The 26,606-nt window shown below is 64.1% G+C and carries 23 protein-coding genes and 1 pseudogene; 8 read left to right on the top strand and 16 right to left on the bottom strand.

Annotation, left to right across the window (positions count from 1 at the left end; genetic code table 11):
- Positions 1-135: 135 nt before the first annotated feature.
- The 4 genes from ADIAG_RS00730 to ADIAG_RS21955 all read right to left on the bottom strand — a co-directional run bounded on the left by ADIAG_RS00730 (position 136) and on the right by ADIAG_RS21955 (position 4,633).
- Positions 136-1,725 (bottom strand): DHA2 family efflux MFS transporter permease subunit, encoded by a 1,590-nt coding sequence (locus ADIAG_RS00730; protein WP_007269357.1) that lies wholly within the window; start codon positions 1,723-1,725, stop codon positions 136-138.
- A gap of 272 nt (positions 1,726-1,997) precedes the next feature.
- The gene (locus ADIAG_RS00725; protein ID WP_152425999.1) at positions 1,998-2,732 is read right to left on the bottom strand and encodes a CDP-alcohol phosphatidyltransferase family protein; all 735 of its coding nucleotides are present in this window, start codon (positions 2,730-2,732) and stop codon (positions 1,998-2,000) included.
- A 42-nt stretch (positions 2,733-2,774) separates the two neighbouring features.
- Positions 2,775-3,410, bottom strand: coding sequence for a response regulator (locus ADIAG_RS00720; RefSeq protein WP_007269355.1), 636 nt, complete (start codon positions 3,408-3,410; stop codon positions 2,775-2,777).
- Positions 3,407-4,633, bottom strand: coding sequence for a sensor histidine kinase (locus tag ADIAG_RS21955; RefSeq protein ID WP_235045796.1), 1,227 nt, complete (start codon positions 4,631-4,633; stop codon positions 3,407-3,409). Before ADIAG_RS21955 ends, ADIAG_RS00720 begins: the two co-directional genes overlap by 4 nt.
- A 1,087-nt stretch (positions 4,634-5,720) precedes the next feature.
- Between ADIAG_RS21955 and ADIAG_RS00705 the strand changes: the two genes are divergently transcribed.
- Both ADIAG_RS00705 and ADIAG_RS00700 read left to right on the top strand, forming a co-directional pair.
- Positions 5,721-6,230, top strand: a complete 510-nt coding sequence (locus tag ADIAG_RS00705; RefSeq protein ID WP_007269352.1) for a DUF3817 domain-containing protein — start codon at positions 5,721-5,723, stop codon at positions 6,228-6,230.
- 40 nt (positions 6,231-6,270) lie between these two features.
- On the top strand, positions 6,271-6,741 hold the full coding sequence (locus ADIAG_RS00700; RefSeq protein WP_007269351.1) for a DUF2269 family protein: 471 nt from the start codon (positions 6,271-6,273) through the stop codon (positions 6,739-6,741).
- Between the two features lie 140 nt (positions 6,742-6,881).
- On the opposite strand, the gene ADIAG_RS00695 is transcribed toward ADIAG_RS00700, so the two are convergent.
- The 3 genes from ADIAG_RS00695 to ADIAG_RS00685 all read right to left on the bottom strand — a co-directional run bounded on the left by ADIAG_RS00695 (position 6,882) and on the right by ADIAG_RS00685 (position 9,686).
- A complete protein-coding gene (locus ADIAG_RS00695) occupies positions 6,882-7,082 on the bottom strand; it encodes a hypothetical protein (RefSeq protein WP_007269350.1) in 201 nt (66 codons plus the stop codon).
- Between the two features lie 327 nt (positions 7,083-7,409).
- Positions 7,410-8,165, bottom strand: a complete 756-nt coding sequence (locus ADIAG_RS00690; protein ID WP_007269349.1) for an MFS transporter — start codon at positions 8,163-8,165, stop codon at positions 7,410-7,412.
- A 762-nt stretch (positions 8,166-8,927) separates the two neighbouring features.
- Positions 8,928-9,686, bottom strand: coding sequence for a CDP-alcohol phosphatidyltransferase family protein (locus ADIAG_RS00685; protein WP_007269348.1), 759 nt, complete (start codon positions 9,684-9,686; stop codon positions 8,928-8,930).
- A 119-nt stretch (positions 9,687-9,805) separates the two neighbouring features.
- Between ADIAG_RS00685 and ADIAG_RS00680 the strand changes: the two genes are divergently transcribed.
- The 5 genes and pseudogenes from ADIAG_RS00680 to ADIAG_RS21950 all read left to right on the top strand — a co-directional run.
- Positions 9,806-10,801 (top strand): zinc-dependent alcohol dehydrogenase, encoded by a 996-nt coding sequence (locus ADIAG_RS00680; protein WP_007269347.1) that lies wholly within the window; start codon positions 9,806-9,808, stop codon positions 10,799-10,801.
- A 119-nt stretch (positions 10,802-10,920) separates the two neighbouring features.
- Positions 10,921-11,301, top strand: coding sequence for a 6-pyruvoyl trahydropterin synthase family protein (locus ADIAG_RS00675; RefSeq protein WP_007269346.1), 381 nt, complete (start codon positions 10,921-10,923; stop codon positions 11,299-11,301).
- Entirely contained in the window at positions 11,282-12,340 is a 1,059-nt protein-coding gene (locus tag ADIAG_RS00670; RefSeq protein WP_161623915.1) for a glycosyltransferase family 4 protein, read from the top strand. Before ADIAG_RS00675 ends, ADIAG_RS00670 begins: the two co-directional genes overlap by 20 nt.
- A complete protein-coding gene (locus ADIAG_RS00665) occupies positions 12,337-13,215 on the top strand; it encodes a class I SAM-dependent methyltransferase (RefSeq protein WP_007269344.1) in 879 nt (292 codons plus the stop codon). Before ADIAG_RS00670 ends, ADIAG_RS00665 begins: the two co-directional genes overlap by 4 nt.
- A pseudogene (locus tag ADIAG_RS21950) lies at positions 13,212-13,730 on the top strand (lysylphosphatidylglycerol synthase domain-containing protein); the annotation flags it as partial. The gene ADIAG_RS00665 and the pseudogene ADIAG_RS21950, both read left to right, overlap by 4 nt.
- 279 nt (positions 13,731-14,009) lie before the next feature.
- Here ADIAG_RS21950 and ribA read toward each other — a convergent pair.
- From ribA to ADIAG_RS00625, 7 genes are all read right to left on the bottom strand, one after another.
- Positions 14,010-15,443 carry a GTP cyclohydrolase II gene (ribA, locus tag ADIAG_RS21945; protein ID WP_007269342.1) on the bottom strand — a complete coding sequence of 478 codons (1,434 nt, stop codon included), beginning with the start codon at positions 15,441-15,443 and terminating at the stop codon, positions 14,010-14,012.
- A gap of 582 nt (positions 15,444-16,025) precedes the next feature.
- Positions 16,026-16,661, bottom strand: coding sequence for a response regulator transcription factor (locus ADIAG_RS00650; protein ID WP_007269341.1), 636 nt, complete (start codon positions 16,659-16,661; stop codon positions 16,026-16,028).
- A complete protein-coding gene (locus ADIAG_RS00645) occupies positions 16,661-17,884 on the bottom strand; it encodes a sensor histidine kinase (RefSeq protein WP_043472540.1) in 1,224 nt (407 codons plus the stop codon). Before ADIAG_RS00645 ends, ADIAG_RS00650 begins: the two co-directional genes overlap by 1 nt.
- A gap of 293 nt (positions 17,885-18,177) precedes the next feature.
- On the bottom strand, positions 18,178-19,341 hold the full coding sequence (locus tag ADIAG_RS00640) for an ATP-binding protein (RefSeq protein ID WP_235045794.1): 1,164 nt from the start codon (positions 19,339-19,341) through the stop codon (positions 18,178-18,180).
- Positions 19,342-19,700: 359 nt separating this feature from the next.
- Positions 19,701-21,113: a phytoene desaturase family protein gene (locus tag ADIAG_RS00635; RefSeq protein ID WP_007269338.1), complete on the bottom strand. Its 1,413-nt coding sequence runs from the start codon at positions 21,111-21,113 to the stop codon at positions 19,701-19,703.
- Positions 21,103-22,545 carry a glycosyltransferase family 87 protein gene (locus tag ADIAG_RS00630; protein WP_007269337.1) on the bottom strand — a complete coding sequence of 481 codons (1,443 nt, stop codon included), beginning with the start codon at positions 22,543-22,545 and terminating at the stop codon, positions 21,103-21,105. The genes ADIAG_RS00635 and ADIAG_RS00630 overlap by 11 nt, the downstream gene beginning before the upstream one ends.
- 100 nt (positions 22,546-22,645) lie before the next feature.
- Positions 22,646-23,092, bottom strand: a complete 447-nt coding sequence (locus tag ADIAG_RS00625) for an SRPBCC family protein (RefSeq protein WP_007269336.1) — start codon at positions 23,090-23,092, stop codon at positions 22,646-22,648.
- A 107-nt stretch (positions 23,093-23,199) separates the two neighbouring features.
- On the opposite strand from ADIAG_RS00625, the gene ADIAG_RS00620 reads away from it, so the two are divergent.
- Positions 23,200-24,894: an alkaline phosphatase D family protein gene (locus tag ADIAG_RS00620; protein WP_007269335.1), complete on the top strand. Its 1,695-nt coding sequence runs from the start codon at positions 23,200-23,202 to the stop codon at positions 24,892-24,894.
- 52 nt (positions 24,895-24,946) lie between these two features.
- Here the strand turns inward: ADIAG_RS00620 and ADIAG_RS00615 are convergent, their stop codons facing one another.
- Complete coding sequence (locus tag ADIAG_RS00615; protein ID WP_007269334.1) at positions 24,947-25,900, bottom strand: acyl-CoA thioesterase; 954 nt, start codon at positions 25,898-25,900, stop codon at positions 24,947-24,949.
- Positions 25,901-26,050: 150 nt separating this feature from the next.
- Positions 26,051-26,605, bottom strand: coding sequence for an NAD(P)H-dependent oxidoreductase (locus ADIAG_RS00610; protein ID WP_007269333.1), 555 nt, complete (start codon positions 26,603-26,605; stop codon positions 26,051-26,053).
- Between the last annotated feature and the right edge of the window lies 1 nt (position 26,606).

The raw sequence follows: 26,606 nt of genomic DNA, 5'->3' as shown, positions 1-26,606 counted from the left end.
CCTGGCACATCGGACTTCAGATTGAATCTCAACTCAATCCTTTGGTTGATAAGGAAAGCTGGCATCCCACCCCCGGAGTCCGGAGCTCCACCTTCCCCGACCCGGGACGCAAGGGGGGTCAGTGATGCTGCCTGTTCAATGTGCCTGTTCACTGCGCTTGCTCAGCCGCAGCATGATCCAAGCTCCCAACAAGCCCATCACCAGGAACGCCACCGCACCGAGCAGTGTCATCTGCGTTGCTTGGGCGAACTGGCCACTGAGCTCGGCGACCAAGTCCTCTTGTCCTCCTTGGGCGCGCAGGCTCTGCAAGGCGCCGCCGGCAGAGACCCGGGTGGCCTCATCCAAAGGCGTCCCGGTGGAGAGGTAAAACCCCAGACCCATCGACAGCAATGCTCCGGCGACGGCGGTGCCAATGGCCATGCCCACTTGGCGCACCGTGCTCTGGGTCGCCGAGCCCTGCCCGGACTGGGACGTTGAGACATCGGCGAGCACCAGAGAGGTGAGCTGCGCCGAAGCCAACCCCAGTCCCAGTCCGTAGATCACCAGCGGAATGGTCATCAACCAGACGCTGACTGTGGGAGCCAGCAGGAACGCCATCACCGCGATCCCCACCACTTCCAGGCCCAGGCCCAGCAGGACCACTGCTGGAGGACCGATTCGTGCAGCCAGGTGGCGTGCCTGGGCGCCGGCGAGGAACGCTCCGACTGCCATCGCCGCCAGGACGAAGCCCGCTTGCATGACTCCCAGCCCGCGGGCCGAGACGAGGTAGAGCGGCAGCACGAAGATGAGCGCGAACTCGCCGACCGCAACCATGGCAGCGGTCGCGTTTCCCCAACTGAACCTAGGTAGGCTGAACAGAGAGAGGTCAAGGAGCGCGGAGCGTTGTACTCGGGCACGGTGCCGCTCCCACAGCAAGAAGACCGCGATCGCCACCAGCCCGAGCAGTCCGATCACCGGGACCGGAGAGAGGAAGGCGGTTTGAGGCCAGGTCCAGAACAGGATCGTGGCGTCCCGGGTTGGAGCCCACCACCCCATGGAGGGGCCCTCGATGATCGCGAAGACCACGGCCCCGATGCCCAGGGCCGAGAGTTGGAAACCATCCACGTCGAGGCCTCGGGTTGTGACCTTGCCCTTGGTCTCCGGGACCAGCAGCACCGTTGCCACGATCACGGCCAGTCCGATCGGCACGTTGACCCAGAAGATCCATTCCCAGGAGAAGGAGCCTGCGAGCCAGCCACCGAGCAGCGGACCTACGGCGGCGGCCCCGGACATGGTGGCGCCCCAGACACCGAAGGCCGCAGCGCGGTCCTTGCCGCGGAAGACGGCGTTGACCGTTGAGAGGGTGGCCGGCAGCACCATCGCTCCGCCGATTCCCTGTACGACACGGGCCAAGAGCAGCAGCGTGGAAGACCCGGAGAGCGCGGCCAAGATGGACCCGATAACGAAGATCGACGTGCCGGTGATGAACAAACGTTTCCGGCCCAGCCGGTCACCGATCCGTCCAGCGGAGAGCAACAGCGCCGCGAAGACGACTGAGTAGATGCTGTTGATCCATTGGGCCTCGGTGAGGTCCAGATCGAGGCTGGTGATGATGGTCGGCAACGCCACTCCGACGATGGTGCCATCCAGGATGATCATTCCCAAGCCGATCGCCAGCACCCATAGCGCTGACCACTTGTGGGGCAGGTCCACTTCCTCGGGCTCTGTGTCCTCGGAGTTCTTCATACTTTTCCAGGGTGTCGAGCGTGCTTGTCCGGAGTTTGGAGTTCTCATGAGCCCACGTTAACGGCGCCTACCGGAAATCGCCAATGGATTGGGTCTTGCATCCTTGAAACATGGTTCCTTCGAGGCGGTCCTTGCGCCTAAGGATGGATGTGCTTGGCACCCGCGGTGTTCACCAACGCCGGATCTACGATGCTGGCAGTTGGCCCCACCCCTATCCCGAGCCATGTTTCATCACCTTGATGCCTGATGAATTTGAGGTACTTATTCACCGTTTACATGTCGGAGGCCTCGGCGACACCGTCTGATCCGGAGCCTTGCCGACGTTCCAGGACGATGATATCCCGGAGAAAAGAAGTGCTGAGCAAGGCCAAGCTCAGGATCAGGATGACCATGGACATGAGCTCGGGCACCACCGGGACCAACGCGATGACCAAGGCCACGGCTTGGATCGCGGACACGACCCGGCGGAACTGGCTGAATTCCAGCTGCGTCCGCAGCGCGGGACGGCACCAAGAAAGGGCCACGAACCCATAACGCATCAGTCCGATCCCCATGACCCAGAGCCCCAAAGCGAAGGCCAAAGGCACGCAGAGCACCAGCATCAGTGCAGCATCGGTTTCCATGTCCAGTCTCGCACCCTGTATCGAGGCGGTGCCGGTGCGTCGGGCCACCGCCCCGTCAACGGCGTCCAGCAACACTGCGGGGGCGGCCAGAAACACCAGCGGCCACGAGCGGTGCGGATCCGGGCCCATGATGGCCAACATGATGATCGTGGCGCAACCGCCACCGAGCACCCCACGGGTCAATGTCACCCGGTCCGCCACGGTCGAAAACAGGGGCTTGCGCCGCATGATGCTCAGCACGCAGACGGAGACCATCGCCAAGCCGCCAAGCACTGCGGCGATACTTTCCCCCGCGGGAGCGGTTCGAGCCAGCACCAGCACGATGCCCAGCGTTACAGAGCCCACGAGGGTGCACAGCACATCAGTGAATGCGGCTTGCTTCATCCAGTCCGTCCATTGGCGCACCGCGATCCTGAGCGGATGCACCTAGTGAATCAGCCGGTTGCCACGGGCCCTGTCGATCGCTGCAGTGCGGTTCTCCACCCCGAGCTTGTCGTAGATGTGGATCAGGTGCGTCTTGACGGTGGATTGGGAGATGAAAAGCTCGGCAGCGATCTCCTTGTTGCTGTTTCCCCGGGCCAGTAGTTGCAGCAGTTCCCGTTCCCGCGGGCTCAGGTCGGTCCTGTTGGTGTGGGTCTGAGGTGCGTTGCGCGCTGCGACCTGAGTTGAAAGCACGTGCTCGCCCTTCGCTGCGGCCTCGACGGCCGCGAGTACATCGCCGAGCGGTGCGTCCTTGAGCAGGTATCCTGCAGCTCCGGCGTCCAATGCGGCGCGGATGTCGGCGTCCGAGTCATAGGTGGTTAGGATCAGCACCGGTGGGCCTCCCCGCGCGCGGATTCTTTTGGTGGCTACTACTCCATCCATGCCGTCCATCTGCAAATCCATCAGCACCACGTCAACGCGTTGGCCCAGGGTGCCCAGTCGTTCGAGCTGGGCCAGGGCGGCCGCCCCGTCCTCGGCTTCGGCCAGCACTTGAAGTCCGCCTTGTTCGGTGAGCACGACGCGTAGGCCTGCGCGCACCTCCGGGTGGTCATCGACGAGCATGATCTTTAGGTTTCTCATCGTCCTTGGCTTTCTTCAATGGTGTAAGGAACACAGACGGCAAGTACCGTCCCCTCCCCGGGTGCCGATTCGATTTTCAGGGTGCCGCCGAGCAATTCCAGCCGCTCATGCAACCCGATTAGCCCGTTTCGGGTGCCATCGGACCGAGGCTTGGTCGGAATTCCAGCGTTTTTGCGGGCCAACCGGGTGCGTTCTTCCAAAGCCCTTGCGCGGTGCTGTTCGACAGTGATCGCGGCGCGGGTGGCAGGCAGTTCATCCAGGGCCGCCCGCTGGTTCACGTCTTCGGTGTACAGCGCCTTGCAGACCATGCCCATGATTACTGTAAAGACTGCCCAGATCACCGGCCCCAGGACCGCAGGTCCCGAATGGAACCAGCCGGCGGCGATGACGCCCACGGTGAGTAGCGCGACGGCGAGAAGCGAATTGCAGTGGCCCAGGATTTTCTGGTGCAGGAAGAACAACGTGAACGCCAGCCAGGAGTAGCCAACATGCAGGTAAAGCAGCACGAGCCATAACACCACGACCGCACAGAGCCCCCACTTGGCCCAGGGAACAGTACTTGGTGCCCGACCGGCGGCATGGCACTTTTCCTGCACGGTTCCAACCAGGTACGGCGCGGCGAGCAGGGAATTCGGGGCGGTAACGGTGATGCCCCGGACCGGACCTGGCCCGGGTGATAGCACACGAGCGAGCCCGACATACAACCCCATACGCAGCACACGCAGCACCGTTTCCTCGTGCGATGTCTTGGGGGTCTCGACAGGGTTGTGTAAGCCAAAAAATTTTGGGTGCTGGGCATCAACGTTCACCCACTCAGCGTATCGACGCCTCCCGACCACAGGGCTCCACCGAAGGGTTGAGCCCACGCCCCACAGTTTCATATAAAGGAGATCCTGAAACCATGGTGTTGAGTGCTTTGCGCAACCCGGGAACCGGCAAACCCGTGCGCCTGTCGGCAAACCCAACGCAAGGTTGGCATAGTCCGTTATTCTGGTTCCGATAAGTAGTGTGTCTTCAACTTTCGCTTGTAAACGCCACACCCGGGTCTTGTTGCCATGAGCGTATAAAAAGACGCCGCACTCCGAACGACTGATCGCCTGCAGCGCTCTGCAGCCCCCTGCAACGCTGTGCTGCGCCGGCACAACAAACCGAACCCCAGGAATTACCGATAAGGCGTTCGGAATGGATCCAAACCAGGGCGCAAGGCCGTCTTCAGACAGCAACCGCAATATCACGGCAGTGCGATCGTCGTGAGCGCAGCCGCAGCTCAGATCACAGACGCCGTGTCGGGTCGGTAGGCGAGTAGAAACAACCCATGAACGCGAACTGCACCGTCAGGTTGACGGGTTGGACGACGTCCGGCCTCCTACTGTCCGTATATCACCTTGCTGCGGGCCCAACCTGGCCCGGCCGGTGTGCGTTGGAGAAAAGCCTAACCAAAACTAAGAACGCGACGATACAACCCACGGCTTCAGAAGCGATCGACGCGAGCCCCGGCAGGGAGACCCAATCCCCGATATAGTCCGACGATTGAGGTAATCCCACCGTGCGCGATAAGACATAGGCCAATAACGCCAAACCAGTAATGGTGGCCATCAAGACCCATATGGCTGGACTGTCATGGATCCACAACCTGACGATTAGCACAAAATCTGCAAGGATCAGCATAATAAAGAGAACACCGACATAGACTGCGTCAGTCAGTCCGGGACCAACCACCGGTAAGTGTGCGGCCGCGGAAACCAACAGCATGAGCATCGCCAGCCAGCGCCAGCTAGACCGCAACGCGATCGTGAAGAAATTCTGGACGGCCCCAGATCCTAGCCCCCGGTTCCCTGAAGGTCTACTCACCGCGGCTCCTCCTCTCATTTCATCCCTAACTGCCGAACGTACGCGGTTGCCACTGAACTATTCAATCCAAACAGTCCCTGCGGGAGTTGTCAGCTTCGTTTCGGTGATTCCAATTGGTTGGTTGATCCATGCAAGCTCAAGCAGGACAAGACTCCTTGGACCGGTACTGGTAGCGAGACGATCGGCATGTTTGGGTGGAGGCACAGCCAGCGCATTGGAGCGCTTCTGGGCGACACCGTCGGCGCAGACAGATACTGAAAATGACACCATCAGACACACGCTGAACCCGAATCACCCGAAACGTCTACCCAGTACACAGAGGCCGCTGTGCGATGATGATCCCGACACGGATGCTCCGTCGACGAAGCTCAGTGGTGACCACGCAAAAACGGCCGTCGGGGCCGGGAGAGCCAACCTTTTGGTTGATGCACACGGCGCGCACAGGTGAGAAGGTGAAGTGTGATCATTAACAAGCAGACGACATCACCTGTACACAAGTCATCCACCATTTGGGTCACCCCGCGCAGCTTCTATCGAGCCGTGTCCATAGCCGAGGCGATAACCTGGACCCTGTTGATCACGGGAATGCTCCTGAAATATGTAGCTGGTCTGGGTAGCCTGCCCGTGCTGATCGGCGGATCCATCCATGGTTTCGTCTTCATCACATACGCGCTGACAGCCGTACTCATCGGCGTCAACCAGCGCTGGAGTGTCGCGCAAATCGCGGCTGCGGTCGCCACCGCGATCGTGCCCTATGCGACGATCCCTTTCGACATGTGGCTTGTGCGCCGAGACAAGCTCGAGGGTGAGTGGCACCGTAAGGCGAGCGAAGATCCACGCGACCTTACGTGGCCGCGCCGTTTCCTGCGCTGGTTACTCAACCGCCCGGCCGCCTTGATCACACTGTTCGTTTTGGGTGTCGTCGTCATCATGACCGTCCTGCTGATCATCGGCCCACCCGGAAGATGAGAAGCGCCATGAAAAGTGAAATAGATAAGAGGTTGAAGCTATGAGTACCGTAATTGCTGTGCTGCATGTGGTCGGTGCGGTGTTCATCGTCGGTCCGATGGCAATTCTGCCGATGACGGCGATGCGTTCGATTCGAGCCGGCGAGGGACCCCAAGTGGTAGCGCTATCTAAGTCAACCAGGCTATTCAGTTTGCTATCCCTGCTCGTGATCGTGTTTGGCTTCGGGGCGATGGGCATGAGCGAGTTCAATATATCCTTCGGCGCCACCTGGATCTGGTTATCGATCCTGCTGTACGTCGTCGCCCTAGGGTTGGCCCTGTTCCTGATCGTGCCCGTCATGCAACGTACGGGCGAGGCGCTGAGGGCAACGGCAACGCCAGACACCCACCCCGATACCGCATCCCCGGGCGTAGCGGCACCGAGGAGCGGTTATGGGGCGATCGCTGTCAGCTCCGGTATCACCACGCTCTGCCTGCTCGTAATCGTGATCCTCATGGTTTGGAAACCATAAACAACTGTCAACGCGTACGCCGGTGGCGTGAGGTTTCATACCTTACTGGTGGGGATACCGCTTCAAGGTGCGAGTGATCAGCAGGACCTTTCGCGGCGGATTTGCTCATCCTTAGCCGTCACGACCGGTCCTGTACTTATTTAACATGCACGAAAAAGATATTGCACTGTTAATCCCATGGCAACACTCATCACGAAACCCACAACGATGGAGCGCGGCCAGCCAATGGGCACGCCCACCACACGGCGAACCACGGTGTCGGCCAACCACGATTGAAGCACCAGGAAAAGCAATCCCGTGATGGCCAGCAGAACCGCCAGCAGCACACCCAAAATGGCCATCAGGACGGGGACCCTGGTAGGCGAAGGTGGCAAAGAATCATGATGGCTCCCATTGTTGTCAAAGTATCTCTACACCGTAATGCGTCAGCCAGCACGATGGAAAAGGTGACTCAAAGAGTCAGCGGACCTTCTCGTTGGCCACCGCATTTTCCTGTTAGGCACGTACGGACTTGGCCCGAACACGGAAATTCGGTGCCGCTGGGACTACGCCGAGACGCGTTCCCAGGGCTGCTTCGTGCGCTGCATGCCGTGGCAGCGGTCATGTTGCCCCAGCTGAATCGGGGCAGGCTGAACAGCGAGAGGTCCACCAGTGCCGAGCGCCGTACTTTATCGCGCTGCCGGTCCCACAGCAAAAAGACCGCGATCGCCACCAGGCCGAGCAACCCGATCACTGGAACCGGAGAAGCGGCGGCGCTTTGGGGCCAGGTCCGGAACAGGACCGTTGCGTCCCGCGTAGGCGCCCGTCATCCCCTGGAGGGTCTCTCGATGATCGCGAAGACCACGGCCACCCCGATCGGCACATTGACCAGGAAGATCCGCTCCCGGGAGAAAGACCCGGCGAGCCGGCCACCGAGCAACGGCCCCACGGCGGCGGCCCCGGACATGGTTGCACCCCAGACCCCAGACCCCAAAGGCCGCAGCGCGGTCCTTGCCGCGCAAGACGGCGTTGCTGGTGGACAGGTTGGCGGGAAGCACCATCGATCCACCGATTCCCTGCACCACCCGAGCGAGCAGCAGCGGGGATGAACCCGAGAGTGCAGCCAGGGTGGAACCGACCACGAAGATCGCCGTACCGGCGATGAACAATCGTTTCCGACCCAGCCGGTTACCGCTCCGTCCAGTGGAGGGCAACAGTGCCACGAACACGACCGAGTAGGTGCTGTTGATCCACTGGGCCTCGGTGAGCTCCAGATCGAGGCTGGTGATGATGCTCGGCAACGCCACCCCGACGATAGTGCCGCCCGGGATGATCATGCCCAAACCGATCACCAGAACCCATGACGCCGACCACTTGTGTGGCAGGTACGCTTCCTCGGATTCCGTGTCCTGGGAGTGGTGCCTTCCCGGGGTGTCGAGGGCCACTGTCCGGCATCCGGCGTTGTCATGAGCCCACGTTGAGCGCGCGTGCCGGAAAACCCCACTGGGTTGGGTCCTGAAAAAACACGATGAATCGGTCTTCCCGGCGTTGGTCCCGTGCTTCTGCTGAGCGCGGGGAACTCGAACGCGCCCCGGATGGAATGTCACCGGTGACACGCGAAGACCCATCGGTTCGATGGGTTGATCGCCAAGATCGTCACCGCGGTGCGGCAGTGGAACCATGATGAAAGACAAATGGTATGGATTCTCTGCCCAAGCGCGCATTTGGGCGATCTGCCCCGGCGCGGTATACGCCGCGCTCGTGGGCTCACGCACTTGGACCTGGCTCGCCCGGAGACTTCACGCCTCAAGGAGGCCAAGGACTTCTGGCGAACTGTGACGCTAGTGCCTGTCATTGGTCCCGCCTTTAGCTCCTGGCGGGCCGCAGTCGCTGGTGCCACCGCGGACTGGCATTGCAGAGGGGTTCCTCGCCGGTCGGTGGATCATGCCTTGGAGGACCGGCTCCTGAAACTGCCTGGGGTCGCTGGGCCACCGGTTCTCCCGGCGCCCACCGGGAAGCGCTGCGCACCACGAGCGCCGTCTATGGCAGGGCACTTGTGATGTGTGGCTGACGTTGTTCGAGCCGTGGAAACCCTGCGGCACGGACATCGCATCCGTGGTCCCTGGTGTTCACCAAGACAACGCTTTCAATTCCGGGGCATCGCGCCGGGTTGTATTCCAGGTCGTTTTTCAACCCCATCCGTTGAACTAGATGTGCCCGTCCACCGATTTTCCCTCGGCCGTCCCGGAGCCTTGCCTGCGTTCCAAGGTGACGACATCGCGGGCAAACGACGTGACCAGCAGCGCCAGGCTGAACGCCACGGTGGCCGTGGCCAGGGGCACGGGTACGCTGGGGACCAGCGCAGCAACAAGGACCACGGATTGGATGGCTGCCACGATCCGGCGGAACCGGCTGAACTCCAGCGGCGCCTGCAGCGCGGGACGCCGCCAGGAAAGCGCAACGAACCCGTATCGCATCAAACCGATCGCCAGCACCCATGGCCCGAGCGTGAAGGCCAAAGGCACCGAGAGCACCAACATCAGCGCGGCATCGGTCTCCATGTCCAGTCTCGAACCCTGTGCCGAGGCGGTGCCGGTTCTCCTGGCCACGGCCCCGTCAACGGCATCAAGCAAGACCGCGGGACCGGCCAGCAGAACCAGCCACCACGAGCGGTGCTGGTCCGATCCCAGGGCTGCTAATACGATGAGGGTGGCGCAGCCGCCGCCGAGCACGGCGCGGCTCAGCGTCACCCGGTCCGCCGCGGTCGAGAACATGGGATCGCGCCGCACGATGTTCAGAACGCTAACGGAGACCAACGCCAGTCCGCCGGCCACCGCGGCAAGGCCTTCCCACCAGGGGACCTTCCCGAAGTGCACCAACACGGCACCGAGCACCACGGAGCCCCCGATGGCGCACAGCACATCCGTGAGCGCCTGGTGCCGGCTCCGGCCCGTGAATCGATGCATCGTGCTCCTCCCCTGGATAGTTGGGTATCTCGCAAAAAGTCTACTGGGGCCGGGAACGGGTTCGGTGCTCGGAGCCGCCGCAGGACGTTGCCTGGTGTCGGTGAAGCTAGAGTCTAGACATGGATCCACAACAGCCCCTGCAGGTCACCGCCTATTGGACGACGGCGTTTGAGACGGGAGAACTCCGCCAGGGACAGGTGCCCGCTCCCCGTCAGGGCGAGGCGCTGGTGCGCAGCCTGTACTCCGGGGTCAGCCGCGGCACCGAGATGCTGGTGTACCGCGGACAGGTCCCCGCGGCGGTCGCCTCCAGGATGCGGGCACCCTTTCAAGAAGGAGACTTTCCTTTCCCGGTGAAGTACGGATACCTTTCGGTCGGCATCGTCGAGCAAGGGCCGGCGCACCTGCTGGGTCGCCGGGTGTTCTGCCTTTATCCCCACCAAGACCGCTACGTGGTGCCGGTGGAGGCGTTGGGTCTCATTCCCGTGGATGTCCCCAGCAGGCGTGCCATTCTGGCCGGACCCGTGGAGACGGCACTGAACGCCCTGTGGGACGTCTCCCCGTGCATGGGGGACCGTGTCGCGGTGATGGGCGGGGGGATGATCGGTGCTTCGCTGGCCGCGTTGTTGCGCCGTTTCCCGCTGGCGGCGCTGCAACTAATCGACCCTGATCCCGCCAAGCGGGACATGGCACGCGAGATGGGGATCGAGGCCGTTGCCCCCGAAGCAGCAACGGGAGGATGCGACATCGTCTACCACGCATCCACCACCGAGGCAGGGCTCGCGCGGGGCCTGGAACTGCTCGCGGACGAGGGCGATTTGGTTGAACTCTCATGGTTCGGGTCCCATGTCCCCGCGGTTCCGCTCGGTGCCGACTTCCACGTCCGGCGCCTGCGCATCACGGCCAGCCAGGTCTCGACGATCGGGCGTGCCCGCCGGCACCGGCACACGCACGCATCGCGTTTGGGCCTGGTGATGGAGGCACTGGTGGATCCGGTGTTCGATGCGCTGATCAGCGGGGAGTCGGACTTCGCCGAGCTGCCGGGGGTCATTGCGGATTTGGCCAGCGGAGCACTGCCCTCACTGTGCCGGGCGATCAGCTATCCCGGCAACAGCTAGGAAGAGGCGGCGCCGCCCACCTTCACCACCGTTGCGCGTTTCGGACGGTAGGCTCATGGCATGTGCCGCGAATGCCCCGAGGGACCACCGCGGCGATGACCCGCAAGAAAGGCCCTTGAATGTATTCCTTGACCGTCCGCGACCACGTGATGATCGCCCATAGCCTTCCGGATCCCTTCTTTGGCCCCGCCCAGTCGCTGCATGGTGCGACCCTGGTGGTCGAGGCGACGTGGCGTCGTGCCGAACTCGGCCCCCAGTCGGTCGTGATGGACATCGGGGCCGCGACCTCGATGCTTTCGGAGGTGTTGGAGACCCTGCGGTACTCCAACCTGGATGAGCACCCCGCCTTTGCCGGGCGCCTGAGCACCACCGAGGCCATTGCCGGCTATATCAGCACGGAACTGTGCGTGCGCTTCGACACCACGCAGTACGCCGGCCTGGAAGTCCTGCTGCGTGAGCACCCCGATGCCTGGGCCTCCCATGACATCGCCTTCGACTGAACCGGCCGGAACCACGTTCCTGCTTCCTGCGGGGTTGCCGGGCCCCAGCGGGGGAACCCGCTACAACGAGGCACTGGTCCGGGCCCTTGAAGCCCTCGGACACCGTGTCGAGGTGCGTGCCATACCCGGCTCGTGGCCGCGACCCGAGGCCCGGGATCTTGCCGCGGTGCGGGCCGCACTGACCGGGCGTTCCCAAGTGGTCATCGACGGACTCATCGCCTCCGCGGCGCCTGCAGAGATCCAGGCGGCGGCGGCGGCCGGAACACGGGTCTACATCCTCTTCCACCTCTCGTTGCTGGCGGAATCAAGGCTGCCGCCCGAGGAGACGGAGCGGTTGCGCGTCCGGGAACGCCAGGCCCTGCAGGGGGCGCACACCGTGATCTGCACCAGTGCATGGGCGGCACAAGACGTGGTGAACCGCTACGGACCCTTGCCCACGCGCGTGCTGCTTCCGGGCACCGAACCCGCGTCACCTGCGGTGGGCAGCACCCCGCTGCAACTGCTCCTGCTGGCATCGATCACCCCGCGCAAGAACCATTTGGCCATCCTGCGTGCGTTGTCCGGCCTGCGAGACCTTCCATGGCGGGTCTCGATTGTGGGTCCGGACACCGCGAACCCCGGCTATGCGAACAAAGTGCGCGAATTCGCCGCAAACGCGTTTGAAGAAGATCGGGTGCAGGTCATCGGGGCACGCACCGGAGATGAGCTGGAGAGCATCTGGAGCGCCACCGACCTCTTGCTGCTGGTTTCGCGCGCCGAGACGTTCGGAATGGTGGTTACCGAGGCACTGGCCCACGGGATCCCCGCCGTCGTCGGAGCCGGAACCGGATCGCAGGAGGCCCTGGCCCTGGCGGGAACCGTATTGCCCGGTACCGCCGTGGAACCCGATGACCACCACGGCCTAGAGGCGGTGTTGCGACGCTGGCTCACCGATCCGCGGCTGCGCACCGCCTGGCGCGAAGCCGCGGCGGTCGCCCGCGATAGACTGCCCACATGGAACCAGACAGCGCATCACATGCAGCGGATCCTCGCTTCGTGAACGAACTCGAGCGCCCGATCGCCAGCGACTGGCTGACGCTGCGGCGGGCAGCCGACGAGCGCGCCCGGGTGGCCTCGGGCCCCCTGCTGGATAGACTCGCCGAGTACTTCTCGATCCCCGGGGCCACTTCGGGGGTCGAGGTCATCGACGTCGGCGCGGGAACCGGAGCCAACCAGACGTGGCTCGCGCCCCGTCTGGATTTCGCCCAGAGATGGACGCTGCTGGATCACGATCCGGCGTTGCTGGCCCTGGCCCAGGAGAGCCGGCAAGACGATGCCGTGGGGCAACCGCGCCGTGTTGTCGCCGGGATCGAGGACCTCGCCACGCTGCCCCAGGCCGCGGCCGAACGCGCCCTGGTCACCTGTTCGGCGGTCCTTGACCTGCTCAGTGTGGACCAGCTCGACGCATTCTGTGACCTCCTCGCGCTGCGGGGCGTCCCGGCCTTGCTCAGTCTCAGCGTCACCGGCGTCGTGGAATTGTCTCCGCGCCACCGGTTGGACGATGTAGTGAATGCGGCGTTCAACGATCATCAACGCCGGGGTTTCCTGGCGGGGCCGGAGGCCGTCGGACATGTCGCCGAGCGGCTTCGGGCTGCCGGCATGGAAGTCCACCTCGCGGACACGGACTGGAAACTCGGTCCGGCCGACGGTGCGTTAATCCGGCGGTATCTGCAGGACCGGGCGGACGCCGTCAGGGAACAAGAGAACGCCGGGGACACCGGGGCGGGGCTCTGGCTGGCGGACCGGTTGTCGCTTGAACGAGAAGGCGCCCTCACCGTGCGCGTCGGGCACCAGGACCTGTTGTGCCTGCCGTGCGCCCCACGCCCACACCACGGCCCGGTCGCTGATCCCTGGGGAGCGCGGTTGCCTGGATGAGTCGCCGCTCTTTGCTCATGGCCTTGGCGCAAGTCGCCGTGACTGCCGGAATCTTGGTGTGGATGCTCGAGCTGTGGGGCAGCGACCCGTTTGCCGCAGCGGCGGGGGTGCTCACCGTGCCGGCATTGGTCGGTGCACTGTTCCTGGGGGCGATGGGAGTGGCAGTGCAGGCCCAACGATGGAGGCTTGTCGCCCGCGGCCAGGGCATCGAAGTGGGCCTTGGCCCGGCGGTGGCTCGTTGCTGGCAGGCGGCATTCATCAACGCGGTATTGCCCGGCGGGCTGGCCGGGGACGCACTCCGGGCCGTGGAACGGACTCCGGATGACGGCCGTCGACGCCGCGACACGCTCAAGCGCAGCCTGGGTGCCGTTTCGGCCGAACGCCTGGCGGGCACCTCGGTGGTGTTCCTGGCGTCGGGGATCGTGCTGCTGGGATTACGGCCCGGCGTCGGAATCCTGTCCATTGTCGTGGCCGTCACGGCTGCGGCAATTTCCTGGCTGTGGCTGCGCCGGCTCACCCTGCGGGACATCGCGATGGTGTCCGTGCTTTCAGTTGCGGGGTGGTGCGTCTTTGCGGTGATGTTCCTACTGGCTGCCCTTGCCCTGGCTCCCGGGCTGCCGGCCGGTCAAATCCCCGTCCTGGCGGCCATCACCCTGGCAGGCATGTCCATTCCGCTCAATGTGGCAGGGTGGGGGCCGCGGGAGGGAGCTGCCGCCCTGGGATTCGTCTTGCTGGGCCATGCGGCCGAGCAAGGGGTCGCGGTGTCGGTGGCCTACGGGATCCTTGCCCTGGTCTCAGTGCTGCCCGGCGGCCTCGTCTTGTTGATCCGGACGTTGCGCAGTAACCGGGGACGCCGGGCGAGCTGCGGCGAAGTTGAACTCCGTGCACACGTCCTCGCCCAGAACGAACCTGCGCACGGGAGCGGACAACGCCCCGGAGAGGGCGTCGGTTCCCTCGAAGCGGATGCCCGGGACACCGTCACCGACCAACAACGGGGCACTGGTGAGGAAAAGACGGTCCAGAACACCTGCACGCAGGAAACGGGAAACGGTTAGTCCCCCGCCCTCCACCAGGACCCGGCCTAGGCCCAGTTTCGCCAGGAAACCAAGGATCGCCGCGGGCTCGAAGTCCTGCTCGCTCGTGAACCGGTGGACGGCCACGTGCGAAGAGAGGGTCTGCGGCGTGCTGGCCTCGGCGCCGACGAGCCACAGGGTCGGTGTGCCCGCATCGGTCAATACGGTGGTCGTATGCGGGATGCGCCCGTGCGGATCAATGACCACGCGGACCGGATTGGTTCCGGTGACGGCCCTGACGGTGAGTTGGCAGTCATCGTTGTGCACCGTCCCGGCACCCACGACCACGGCATCCACCAGGGCCCGCAGGCGGTGGAGATGCTCGCGATCCAGTTCCCCCGTCACGAAGCAGGCATCACCCGTGCGAGAGGCAATGAACCCGTCCATGCTCTGTCCCAGCTGCGCGATCACCAGTTGCGGGCCCGCCTCGATCAGCGGCCCGTAACGCTGCACCAGGGCTTCGTCAGCGGGTGTCAGAGCTCCACCGGGAAGCCGGCCGTCGGCCAGCGTGTCCCAGGCATGGTGTTCCGGCGGAGCATCGTGGCTCATCCGGGACCGTTTGGTGGCCAGGTAGCCGGAATTTTCCGGTCGGTCCCTGACGTCCAGCCGAACCCGTGCTTCCACTTCTATGCCCTGCGCCTCCAGGGCCTCCTGCTTGGCCGGGTTCGAGGAGAGCAACCTGATCCGTCCTATTCCAAGGTCGCGCAGGATCTGCGCGCTTTGGCGGTAGTCGCGGGCGTCGACCGGCAACCCGAGGCTGGTGTTCGCATCCACGGTGTCCTTGCCTGCGTCCTGCAGGGCGTAGGCCCGCAGCTTATTCATCAGTCCGATGCCCCGGCCCTCATGTCCGCGGACGTAAATCAGGACGCCCCGACCGGCCGCAGCAATGGCCTGCAGGGCCGCATCGAGCTGTTCCCCGCAGTCGCAGCGGTAGGAACCCAATGCGTCGCCGGTCAGGCACTCCGAATGCAGCCGCACCAGCGGCGCCGGCCCGTTGGCTGCCGCGCCCTCCTCACGGATGAGGGCTACGTGGTCAACGCCCGAAACGTCGCGATAGCCCAGTAATTTGAACTCGCCGTGCCGGGTCGGCAGCCGGGTACTGACCATGCGGGTGATTTGCGTCGCTCCGCCGAGCGTTTGGGATTCAAGAGACATGGCTTCACCCTATACGCATCCCCTGCCGGCAAGGCCCCACGCAATACGTTCAGAGGCGGGCCCGTCATGCGCCGCAGGTGGCCTGCTGCGTACTGTTCGAGGAGCGGGGTTGGCGTTTTCCACGGCCGGCTATCCGGGAGGTCGGTACCGGTTGCAGAACACGATTCGAAGTGACGCCCCTGCTGCGCGTGGGATCCCTGGCTGGCTTGGCCTTTGCCGAATTTTGGGCTCAAGAATCCGACTCCTACTTTTACCTGGGCCCAAGCGGGTTGAGTCCGCACCTGGAATACGCGTGTAAACGTGGCCGTCAGCGCGGCTAGGGACAACGCGCACCATAAACGAACCTTTACAGGGCACCGGATCCCTTGGCATCAAACCACGTATCCGGAAACCCGTCCTTTGTCGATCAACGCGAGGTCTCCAGACGCAGGGTCCCCGGTAGCGGTGCTCACCCACGGCGTGTGTCGGCCCACGGGAAGAGCTACGTGACCCACGAGGCCTGGTTGCTGCTCCACGGGACCGTTGCACACCTTGACCCCTCGTCTCCCGTGCCTCCCGGCAGCAGAATTCCGGGTGGGCACATTAGCGGATCAGCCGGTTCCCCCGCGCCCTGTCGATCGCCGCGGTGCGGTTATCCACCCCCAGCTTGTCGTAGATGTGGATCAGGTGCGTCTTGACCGTGGACTGGGAAATGAACAATTCCGCGGCGATTTCCTTGTTGCTTTGTCCGCGGGCCAGCAGCTGCAGCAATTCGAGTTCGCGTGGGCTCAAATCCGTGGTGTTGGCGCGGGCCTCGGGGGTGATGCGGGCGGCGATATCCGCCGAGAGCACTTGTCCCCCGGCTGCTGCCGCCTCGACCGCGGCCAGCACCTCGGGTAGCGGGGCATCCTTGAGTAGGTAACCCGCGGCCCCGGCATCGAGTGCCGCACGGATGTCCGCATCCGAGTCGTAGGTAGTCAAGATCAGCACCGGGGGGCCATTCTGCGCACGGATGCGGGACGTCGCGGTGACCCCGTCCATCCCGTCCATCTGCAGGTCCATGAGTACCACGTCCACCTGCTTGCCCAGCGTCTTCAGCCGTTCGAGCTGGGCCAATGCCGCGGCTCCGTCCGCGGCCTCTGCCAGCACCGAGAGTCCGCCCTGTTCGGTGAGCACGGCGCGCAGGCCAGCGCGCACCACGGGGTGGTCATCGACCAACATGATCTTCAGGTTAGGCATCACAGGCTGCTTTCTTCGGTGGTGAGGGGGATGCGGACGGCCAGGACCGTCCCTTCCCCGGGTGCCGATTCGATTTCCAAGGATCCGGCGAGCAGGTCCAGGCGTTCACGCAATCCGACCAGCCCGTAGCCGGTGCCGTCGGCGCGCGGCTTGGCCGGGATTTCGCCGGTGTCCATGCCGGACCCGTCGTCAAAGATGTCCAGGGTGACGGCATCGGGCAGGTAGCCGAGGCTGATCACCGCATGTTTGGCGTGCGCGTGCGCGGCGACGTTGGCCAGCCCGGACTGGGCGGCACGCCACAGCGCGGCGGAAACCTCCGTCGGTAGTGCGGTGGCCGAACCGTCCTGCCGAAAAACCACCTCGAAGCCGTGGCCCGCAGCGGCGGCGGCGCGTTCGGTGGAGGTGCACAGCCGGCGTAGCCGGCCGGCCAGGGAACGGGCCCCGTCGCCGGCCGAGGACAGGTCGGCGACGAAATCGCGAGCCTCGGCCAGATTCTCGGCGGCGGTTTCCCCGATGGTTTCAAGTCGTTCTGCGGCCGCGGCGGTGTCCCCCGATTCCAGGGCGGCGGAGGCCGATCGGGAGACCAGCACGATGCTGGAAAGCCCCTGGGCGAGGGTGTCGTGGATTTCACGGGCCAGGCGGGTGCGTTCGGCCAGGGTGCCGGCGCGGTGTTGTTCGGCGGCCAGCGCCGCACGGGTGGCCCGCAATTCATCCAGTGCCAGGCGCTGGTTCACACCCTCGGTGTACAGCGCACGGTAGGCCATGCCCATGATGACGGCGAAGATGGCTCCGACCAGCGGGCCCAGGATCTGCGGTAGGGCGAGGGATCCGGAGTGGTACCCGCCGGCGGCAACGACTGCGGCGGTGAGCAGTCCGACGGCAATCAGTGAGTGGCGTTGGCCCAAGATATGTAAGTGTAGGAAGAAGAGCGGGAACGCCAGCCAGGAGAAATCCGCGTGCAGGTAGAGCAGCACGATCCACAGCAACACAACCCCGCCGAGCCACCACTTGGCCCAGCGCACGGTGCTCGGCGCCCGGCCCGCGGCATGGCGTTTCTCCGCCAAAGTCCCGGCCAGGTATAGCGCGGCAAGCAGCAGGGTCAGGACGACGGCTATCAGCCGCCGGCCCAGGCTCGGTTCGGAGAGCAGCACGCGGATGAGTCCGACGCCCAGCAGCACGGCGAAACCGACGTGCAACCCCACGCGCAGGACGCGCAGCACCATCTCTCCGGCCGACGCGCCGTGGGCTTCGAGGTGGCTTGGTGCTACACCGGTACTTGGTTGCGGCTCATGATCGTTCACATCACCCAGCGTAGCGCCGCACACTCGCGGGCCGGTTCCACCAAAGGGTTGACTCCTTGGGACATCGTCAAACGTGTCGGAGAACCCCAAGCCCTCGGAATATACCTACCGACGTCGAAAGAAACCATGGGCAGACTCATCGGCTCTGGATTCTGACTGGCCGTATCAGCTGCGCGGCACGGAAGCAACATCAAATGCTGCCCACCACCTGGCATTCAGTCTTCAATTTGTCGATCGATAAAACGGGCCATTCCAGGAACCGTAAATTGAATGAGCCCGTACTCGGGCGCGTAAACCACACCCTTAGAAATGAGTCTTGACCGAATTACTGCCAACTTATTCGTAGATTTCCCAAGCCGGGCTGCGACTTCACCCGTTTGCGATGAATCTTCACCGTCTTGGGCCATTGCGCGTAGATACTTCCGCTCGGCTGGCGTGGCTCTCTGCCACCTCGCTTGGAAGAACCCGTGGTCGAGATCGATTGTTCCGTATTCGATCGCCAACTTCGCGTCATCTTCGTTGATGACTTTGCCGGACGTAATATCCCAAGCTGCACGACCATATGTCTGAAGAAAAAATGGGTACCCGTCCGCACCCGTCAGCAGGGTGGACAGCGCCCGTTCCGTGATCGAGGCACCCAGCCTGCCGATGGGCACAGTCAGTGCATCCGCGGAAGATTTCTTGTCCAGTTGCCCAATCGTTCGGTAAAGAAAGAGTCTCTCCCCGTAAGTCCTGGCTTCGGCAATTTTTCCAGGAAGGTTAGGGAGCCCGGCGCCGATGATGTAGAAAGGCCATCCGCGCTGTCCGGCCAAGTGTTGGACGGACAGCAGAACCGTCAATAGTTCCTCGTCTAGGTCCTGCATCTCGTCAATGAATAGCCCGAAGCCCGCCCTGGCCTTCCTCATTGCCACAGACACGTCTTCCACGAGCTCTTCAACATCAATGTCGAGCTTTCCCGAATCTGCCCGGCCATGCTTCGTTGCGACGGATGCGGAGAAACCGGCGACTCCCAGACTTCCTGAAATATTGCTGATGCTTCCCAGAGCATCCTTGAGATATGACCAGACCGGTGTTCCTCGAAGCCTTCGGGCTCCCATTTCAAGTTCACGCGCAAGTTTCGCGCGTGTCTTGGTCATTCCTTCCACCCCTGGCTGGGCCTCCAGCTGAATTACCATCCAGTGATTACGCCTTGCTTGCTCAGCGAAGACATTCAGCAGGACAGTCTTCCCGACGCCACGGAGTCCAGATAGGACCATGCCGCGATCCCCCATGGTGTTCGACTTCGCGCGGACCACGAGTAAGTCGAATGCGTCAATTTCGCTTTGGCGACCAACAAGTTCCGGAGGTCTGACTCCAGAACCGGGGGCGAAGGGATTCAATGCAGGGTCCATCTCCCAAGTATAGAAAGATCTAGCTTAGGATAACAATAGTTGTTATTACTTCACATATGTCGTTATCCCCGTCATGTTCGTCTGACCTCTCGGACCATGATGTCCAGTCGGTTCACAGAAGGCTTCTCCGCTCCGCCCACGCAAGTTTCCATGATTTTGGAAACCACGGCCGGAACGGTCGGGAGATAACTACCCGTTCCTTCGATCGGAGCCCTGGAATTTCCCGTGGACGGAGGAGATGTGGACTTGGAATCCGCCACTGGAGTCAAACCAAAGTATGCAGGCGTATATGGCCGTATAGGTTTTTCCAGTACTTCAGTCAGCTGGACCGCCGGGCGGCTAGGCGGCTAAGAACGAATCCCGAATTCGTGGCGCAGGGCGCTTTGTGCTGCCAAGTGACCACTCATTCCGTGCACCGAAGGTCCCGGCGGGGTGGAACTGGAGGCCAGGTAGATCCCCTTGGCCGGCGTTCGCCAGGGGTCGGCCGAGAGTGTGGGGCGGATCAGCATGCCGCGCATATCGGTCACCCCGCCCGAGAGGTCTCCGCCGACCAGGTTGGGGTTCTGTGACGCCAACCCCGGGGCGGTGACGGCCTGGCTGTACTCGATGGTGTCGGTGAAGCCCGGGGCCACGGCCTCGAGCTGGCGGTTCATCACGGCGGTCAGGTCCGCAGGGGTTCCGTTGGGCACGTGGCAGTAAGCCCAGAGTACGTGCTTGCCCGCGGGAGCCCGCGAGGGGTCGAATCTGCTGGGTTGGGACACGATGGCATAGGGCGCGTCGGAGACATCGGTGCGGACCCGGCGCTCTTCGCGCCCGATCTGTGCAGCGGTGCCGCCCAGGTGCACGGTTCCGGCATCGGCGAGTTCCTGATTGCGCCACGGCACCGGCGCATTGAGCACATAGTGGATCAGGCAGGATCCGGGGGCCCGGCGCGTGCCGGTGAGTGCCTTGCGGTATTTGGGCGGCAACACCCCGCCAGCAATCGAGGCCATCGCCTCGGGCGAAGTATTGAACAGTACGGTCTTCTCAGGAAGCTGGGCCAGATCGGTGACCTCGGAATCCAGCTCGATGCGCCCGCCGGCCTGAGTGAACATTGCCGCCAATGCATCGGAAATCGCTTGGGATCCTCCGATGGGGATCGGCCAGCCACCGGAGTGCGCGGAGGCCGCCAGAAAGAGTCCCGCACCGGTTGCCGCCGGGCCCCGGCCGCCACCTGCCGTATGCGCCGCACAGCCGGCGATCATCGCCGTGGCAAGTTCCCCGGTGCCCAGCCCCGGGATCATCAGTTGGGCGGCACGCAGCCCGAAGACGCTCAGCGCACCGAGTTGCCGCGGCGCCCGCAGCAACGGGTGCAGCAATAGATCCGTGGTCCCGGCCATGCGCTCCACCACAGGCCCGATGATCCGGCGGTAGCCCGGGCCATCGGCACCGAGGTCCTCCACCGTCCGTGCCAGATCCCGCCAGGCAATCCCGGCACGCCCATCGGGAATCGGGTGCGCGAAGGAGATCTCCGGGACAGCGAATTCGACCCGTTCCCGCAACCCGATCTCGTTGAAGAACGGGGACAGCAGGGACATCGGGTGCACCGCGGAGCCCACATCGTGGATCGCACCGGGGTAACCCAGCTCGAGCGTGCGCGCGGCGCCGCCGATCGTCGAATTACGTTCGATGAGCCGGACGGAGAGCCCAGCCCGGGCCATGGTCAGGGCCGCGGCCAGGCCATTGGGCCCCGCCCCGATCACCGCAACATCATGCGACATGTTTTTTTGCTCCCAACACGAATTTATCGGCCGCACCGGCGAACGCGCCGGCCTGCGGATCCAGCTGCCCCACCCGGCGCACCGGGTCCAAATCGGGCTCAAACATTGATCGAGAGACCTTGTACATCAGGTACCCGGTGGCGATCATGTGGCCCAGTACCGCGAACACGTAGAAGGAGGTCGGGAACGTGTTCGACGCCTTGATATCGGCCGAGCTCGCGTACAGGTACATCCAGATCGCCCAGAAATGCAGCACCTCAAAGAGTTGCCACACCAAGAAGTCCTTCCACTTTGGCCAGGCCAGCGCCACCAGCGGAACCAGCCACACCACAAATTGCGGGGAGTAGACCTTGTTGAACAAGATGAAGGAGGCCACGATGAGGAACACCAATTGGCTCAGCCGCGGGGCCGTCGGAGCCTTCAGCCCGAGGTAGGCGATCCCGGCGCAGCTGACCACGAAGAGGCCCATCGCCAACGAGTTGATCACCGAGGCCCCCAGTTCCGGCATCCCCGGCACCACCGAGGCCGTCACATTGTAGATGTGCCAGAAGGAGGACAGTCCCGCACCGCGGTCCTCGGTAAAGGTGAAGAAGTGCTTCCACGCCTCGAAGTTCATGATCGCCATCGGTAGGTTCACCGCCAGCCAGGACAGTACTGCACCGGACAGGGACACCACGAGCGGCCGGTAGCGGCCGGAGCGGATGGCCAGCACGATCACTGCTCCGAAGAAGAGCAGCGGGAAGACCTTCATCGCGGTGCCCAGGCCGATGAGCACCCCGGCCAGGAACGTCTTTTCGCGGGAGAAGGCCAGCATCCCCAGGGCCAGGAACGCCACCGCCCACATGTCCCAGTTGATCGAGGAGGCCAAGATGATCCCGGGGGCCAGCGCCACCATCGCAGCATCCCAGGGCCGGCGCCCGGCGGTCCGGGCCGTCACCACGACCACCATGATCCACAGGCCCACCACCAACAAGAAGTTCAGGTCGAAGAAGGCCAGGGCCCTGTTGAATTCGCCGGCCGGGATCAGTGCTGCCGTCACGGAGGCGACGACTGACATCAGCACCGGGTATTCGAATTCGGCGCCCGCGGCGAAGGGTGCAAACGCGTTCTCGGCGAACCCGCGGGCACCGAAGAGCGCCGTCCAGTCCGAATAGCAGGCCCAGGCGTAGGAGTTTGTGCCGCCCCAGCCGTTGAGCCGGCAGGCGTTCTTCGACGCGACGGCCAACAGTGCCGCCACCACGGTGAGGAGCACCAGCACCCGCTCGATGGTGAAGAAGCCCGGGTTGATCCGCCCCGGATTGTTGTGTTTGCCCAGCGGACCGCCGATGAGCTCGGTGAACTTGCGCAGGAACGCGTCGCTGCGGCTGGGCACGGTGATCCGCAGGGGGGCACGAATTGGCCTTGACGGACCTTTCACGGGTGGCTTACTCATGGGTTTCAGCGTAGTTGCTGAACCCCGGTGCCCGGTGATGCGTGGCGCTGCACGGTGTTTTGCCTCGTCATCGACGAGCTATCGAGGGCAAAAGGCTCCCTTATTTGGTGGCGTCGGGGAACTGCGCGGCCAGCCGTTCCAGGGTGCGTTCCATATTGGGTCCGGTGTTCCGGGTGAAGCCCATCAGCCGCAGCAGCCATTTGTGCCGCAACCGGCTGGCGTCCCAGGTTTCGCTGACCAGTGTCCCGGACCCGACCGGTTCCAGCGTGTAGCGCCACCGATGCCCGCTGAAATGCCGCCAGGCGATCAATCGGTCCTGCTCGAATTCCACCACGGTGTTGCTGATCCGGTACGGGACCCCCAGGCGCATTTGCATGCCGAACTCGCTGCCCAGGGTGAGTTTGCGTCCCTGAGAGTTTGAGGCCCGCACCGTTCCGGAGCCGTCGATGACCGGGTGCATGGCGGGGTTGCTAAGCAGTTCGAAGATCTCTCGGGGCGCGGCAGCCACGAGGCGGCGGCGGGTTTGCAGATACGGGGATGGGCTCATCAGCCCATCCTATGCAGCATCTGCTCCCGTACCCGGCAGCCGGGCCTATGCCGAAAGAAACAGCGGTGCCATTCTGGGTTGACCTGCACCATCAGGAAAGGACTTCGATGAGCCAGCGAAGCACACGGGCCGTTTCCGGGGCCCTGGACGTTCAGGGTCTTGTCCTTGGCCCGATGCTCCGCCACGTGGATAACACCTCGGCCAGCATCTGGGTGGAGACCGCTCGGTCTTGCACCGTCGAGGTCCGTTGCGGTGAATACACATTCCGTGCGCCAAATTTTGGTGCCCACGGCCACCGCTACGCTCTGGTGGAGGTGACGGGGCTGGATGTTGGAAGCGTCAATCCCTACAGCGTGCACCTGGACGGGAACCCGGTCTGGCCGCGCGACGACGGCTTCCCCGATTCGATGATCGCCACCATCGACCCCGCCAAGAAGCCACGGCTCGCCTTCGGGTCCTGCCGCTCCAGCATTCCGCATGACGCGGCGGGCAACCGCAAGCACGGCGTTGACGCGATGCGCGCCTATGCCCTGTCCATGGCGGGCCCGGGGCACGGACCGTGGCCGGATTTGCTGCTCTTCCTCGGGGATCAGGTTTATGCGGACTCCACCAGCGACCAGAAGCGGGAGTTCATCCGTAGTCGGCGCGATATCAGGCACGAACCCGGGGCGGAGCTGAAGGACTTCGAGGAATACGCCCACCTGTACCGGTTGGCCTGGTCCGACCCGGCCAACCGTTGGCTTCTTTCCACCCTGCCCAGCGCCATGATCTTCGACGACCACGACATCCGCGACGATTGGAACTCCTCGCTGAGTTGGAAGCAGGACATGGAGCAGACCAGCTGGTGGCACGAACGCATTGTTGCGGGCCTCGGCTCGTATTGGATCTACCAGCACCTCGGCAACCTCTCCCCCGACGAGCGCGCTGCAGATCCACTGTGGCAACGCATCCAGGCGCACACCGGCCCCGAAGAACTGGATATCACTGCCGACTTGGACCGGTTCGCCGAGCGCGTCGATGCCGCACCGGAAGAATACAGCTGGAGCTACTGCCGTGACTGGGATACGGTACAGCTGATCGTGGTGGACTCCCGTGCCGCGCGCACCTTCGACCCCGAAGCGCGTGCCCTGCTCGATCCACCGGAAAATGCGTGGCTCGACGAGCACATGCAAGGCGGATTCCGCCACCTGCTGATCGGCACCTCGCTGCCCTTCCTGCTGCCCATGGGCCTGCACCACGTGGAAGCGTGGAACGAGGCCCTCTCCTCGGGGGAACACGGCCAGATCCGGGCGTGGCTCGGGGAACGACTGCGCCGGGCCGTGGATCTTGAACATTGGGCGGCGTTCCAAAAAAGCTTCCAGGACGTGGCCCGGTGGGCCACCGAGGTCGCCGATGGGCAGCGCGGCCCCGCCCCGCAGTCCGTCACGTTTCTCTCCGGCGACGTGCATTTCTCCTATGTCTCCGAAGTCGAACGTGAGAACGGGAGCAGGATCCTGCAGGCCGTGTGTTCGCCCATCCGCAACCCACTGCCCCGGTTTATGCGCTACTTTGCCGCGGCCTTGGCTCTGGGGCCGGCCGTCCCGTTTGGGGCTTGGATGGCGCGAAGGGCACATGTGCCGGATCCGCCCTTTCGCTGGGACGGCATCAAGGGGCCGTGGTTCGATAACAACCTGGCCATCCTCGAGGACACCGAGGACGGGCTGGTGATCAGCTGGGTCACGGGGGTGGTTGAGCACGGAGACCATCTGCACCCGAGGCTAGAAACCGTCGAAGTGGCAGCGATCGCGCCGCGCGGGGGTTGAGGCGACCGTCCGGTATCGGAGGGAAGCCGGCCCGCATCGGACTGCTGCGCTCTTAGTACACCCGGGCCGTGGCGAATTGCATGGGTTCCAGCTCCGCGCGGCGGCGCGCCAGATCCAGGGCGTGGGCATCCAACCGCTGGTCCTCCTCGTTGACCGGCACCAGCTGCCGCACCTCGGCAGTGTGCCCGGATTCGTCGCGGGTGACAAAGATGGTCATGCACTGCGTCGTATCGCGCCACGCGGGTTCGCGCGGGTCCCTCGCTCTGACCTGCACCGCGATGTGCATCGAGTGCGGGCCGGTGTGGATCAGCCGGGCCTCCAGCTCGACGATGTCACCGATGTGGATCGGACTGGTGAAGTGGATGCCGCCGGAGTAGACGGCCACCGCATCCTTGCCGCACCAGCCCATGGCGCAGGCCCGCGCGACCTCGTCGATCCAACGCATGACGATCCCGCCGTGGGCATTCCCGCCCCAGTTCACATCGCCGGGCGAAGCCAGGAACCTGAACCTTTCCCGAGGCGCGGTACCCAAGTCCGTGTATTCCTGGGCCAACATGGCCTTCCTGATCTCAGCGCGCGCCGCGACGCGGTCCGCGGCACCCTGGGCCAGCTGGGCCGCTGCGGCATCGTTCGGCTCCCAGGGCCGCACCGCCTTGGCCCGCCGGTCCTCGTCCATCGCCACGAAGACCAGGATGCAATCCATGGCGGGCTGGAAGACGCGTTCACGCACATCGGCGGCGTCGACGGTGACCACCACCTGCATGCTGCTGCGCCCGGTGTGTACGATCCGGGCGGTGACCTCGATCAGGTCCCCGTTTTCGATGGGCCGGGTGAAGTGGACGTTTCCCACATAGGCGGTGACGCAGTACCCGCCGGAATAGCCGACCGCGCAGGCGTACCCGGCCTTGTCGATCCATTCGAGCACGCGGCCTGCCTGGACCGTGGTGCCGTCCTCGGAAACATCGGTGGGGGCGGCCAGGAAGCGCAACGTCATCTCGTCGTTCATGGGTTTCATCCTAGCCATTCACCGTCTTGCGGGCCGGAGCAGTTGCGCTCGGGCACCTGCACCGAAGCCGCCTGTGGCCGGCGTCTTGGGGAAGATGCCGGCCACAGGGTGGGTGATTATCGACCCGGACGGGTCGAAGGGAGTTCGGTACTAGTTGCTCTCGGCGGCGGCGCGGATGCCTTCGAGGATCTCAGTAACCTGGCCGACAACCTCTGCGTCGTCCTTCGGGTGGGTCTCGGCGAAGCGGACCAGCGATCCCGGGATGGAAAGCTTGAGGTCTTCCAGCACGGTGGCGCCGGCAATGCCGACGGCCTTGCGAGCCTCGTCCTGGGCCCACACGCCGCCGAACTGGCCGTAGGCGGTGCCGATGACGGCGGCGGGCTTGCCGAAGACGGCGCCGGCGCCCATCGGGCGGGAAAGCCAGTCGATGGCGTTCTTCAGCACGGCCGGCATGGTGCCGTTGTATTCCGGGGAAACCAGCAACAGGGCATCCGCAGCACCTGCGGCGGCGCGCAGCTCGCGTGCTGCCTCCGGGACCTGGCCCTCGATGTCCTGGTCCTCGTTGTAGAACGGGATGTTCTCCAGGCCGGCGAAGAGCGTGACTTCGACGCCGTCCGGTGCGTTCAGTGCCGTTGCTTCGGCCAGCTGGCGGTTGGTGGAACCGTTGCGCAGTGAACCGACGAGGGTGAGGACAGTTGTTGCCATG

The organism is Paeniglutamicibacter gangotriensis Lz1y, from assembly GCF_000348945.1.
Classification (GTDB): Bacteria; Actinomycetota; Actinomycetes; order Actinomycetales; family Micrococcaceae; genus Paeniglutamicibacter; species Paeniglutamicibacter gangotriensis.
The sequence above is the reverse complement of the archived record's forward strand: the minus strand, read 5'-3'. Positions and strand labels throughout refer to the sequence as shown.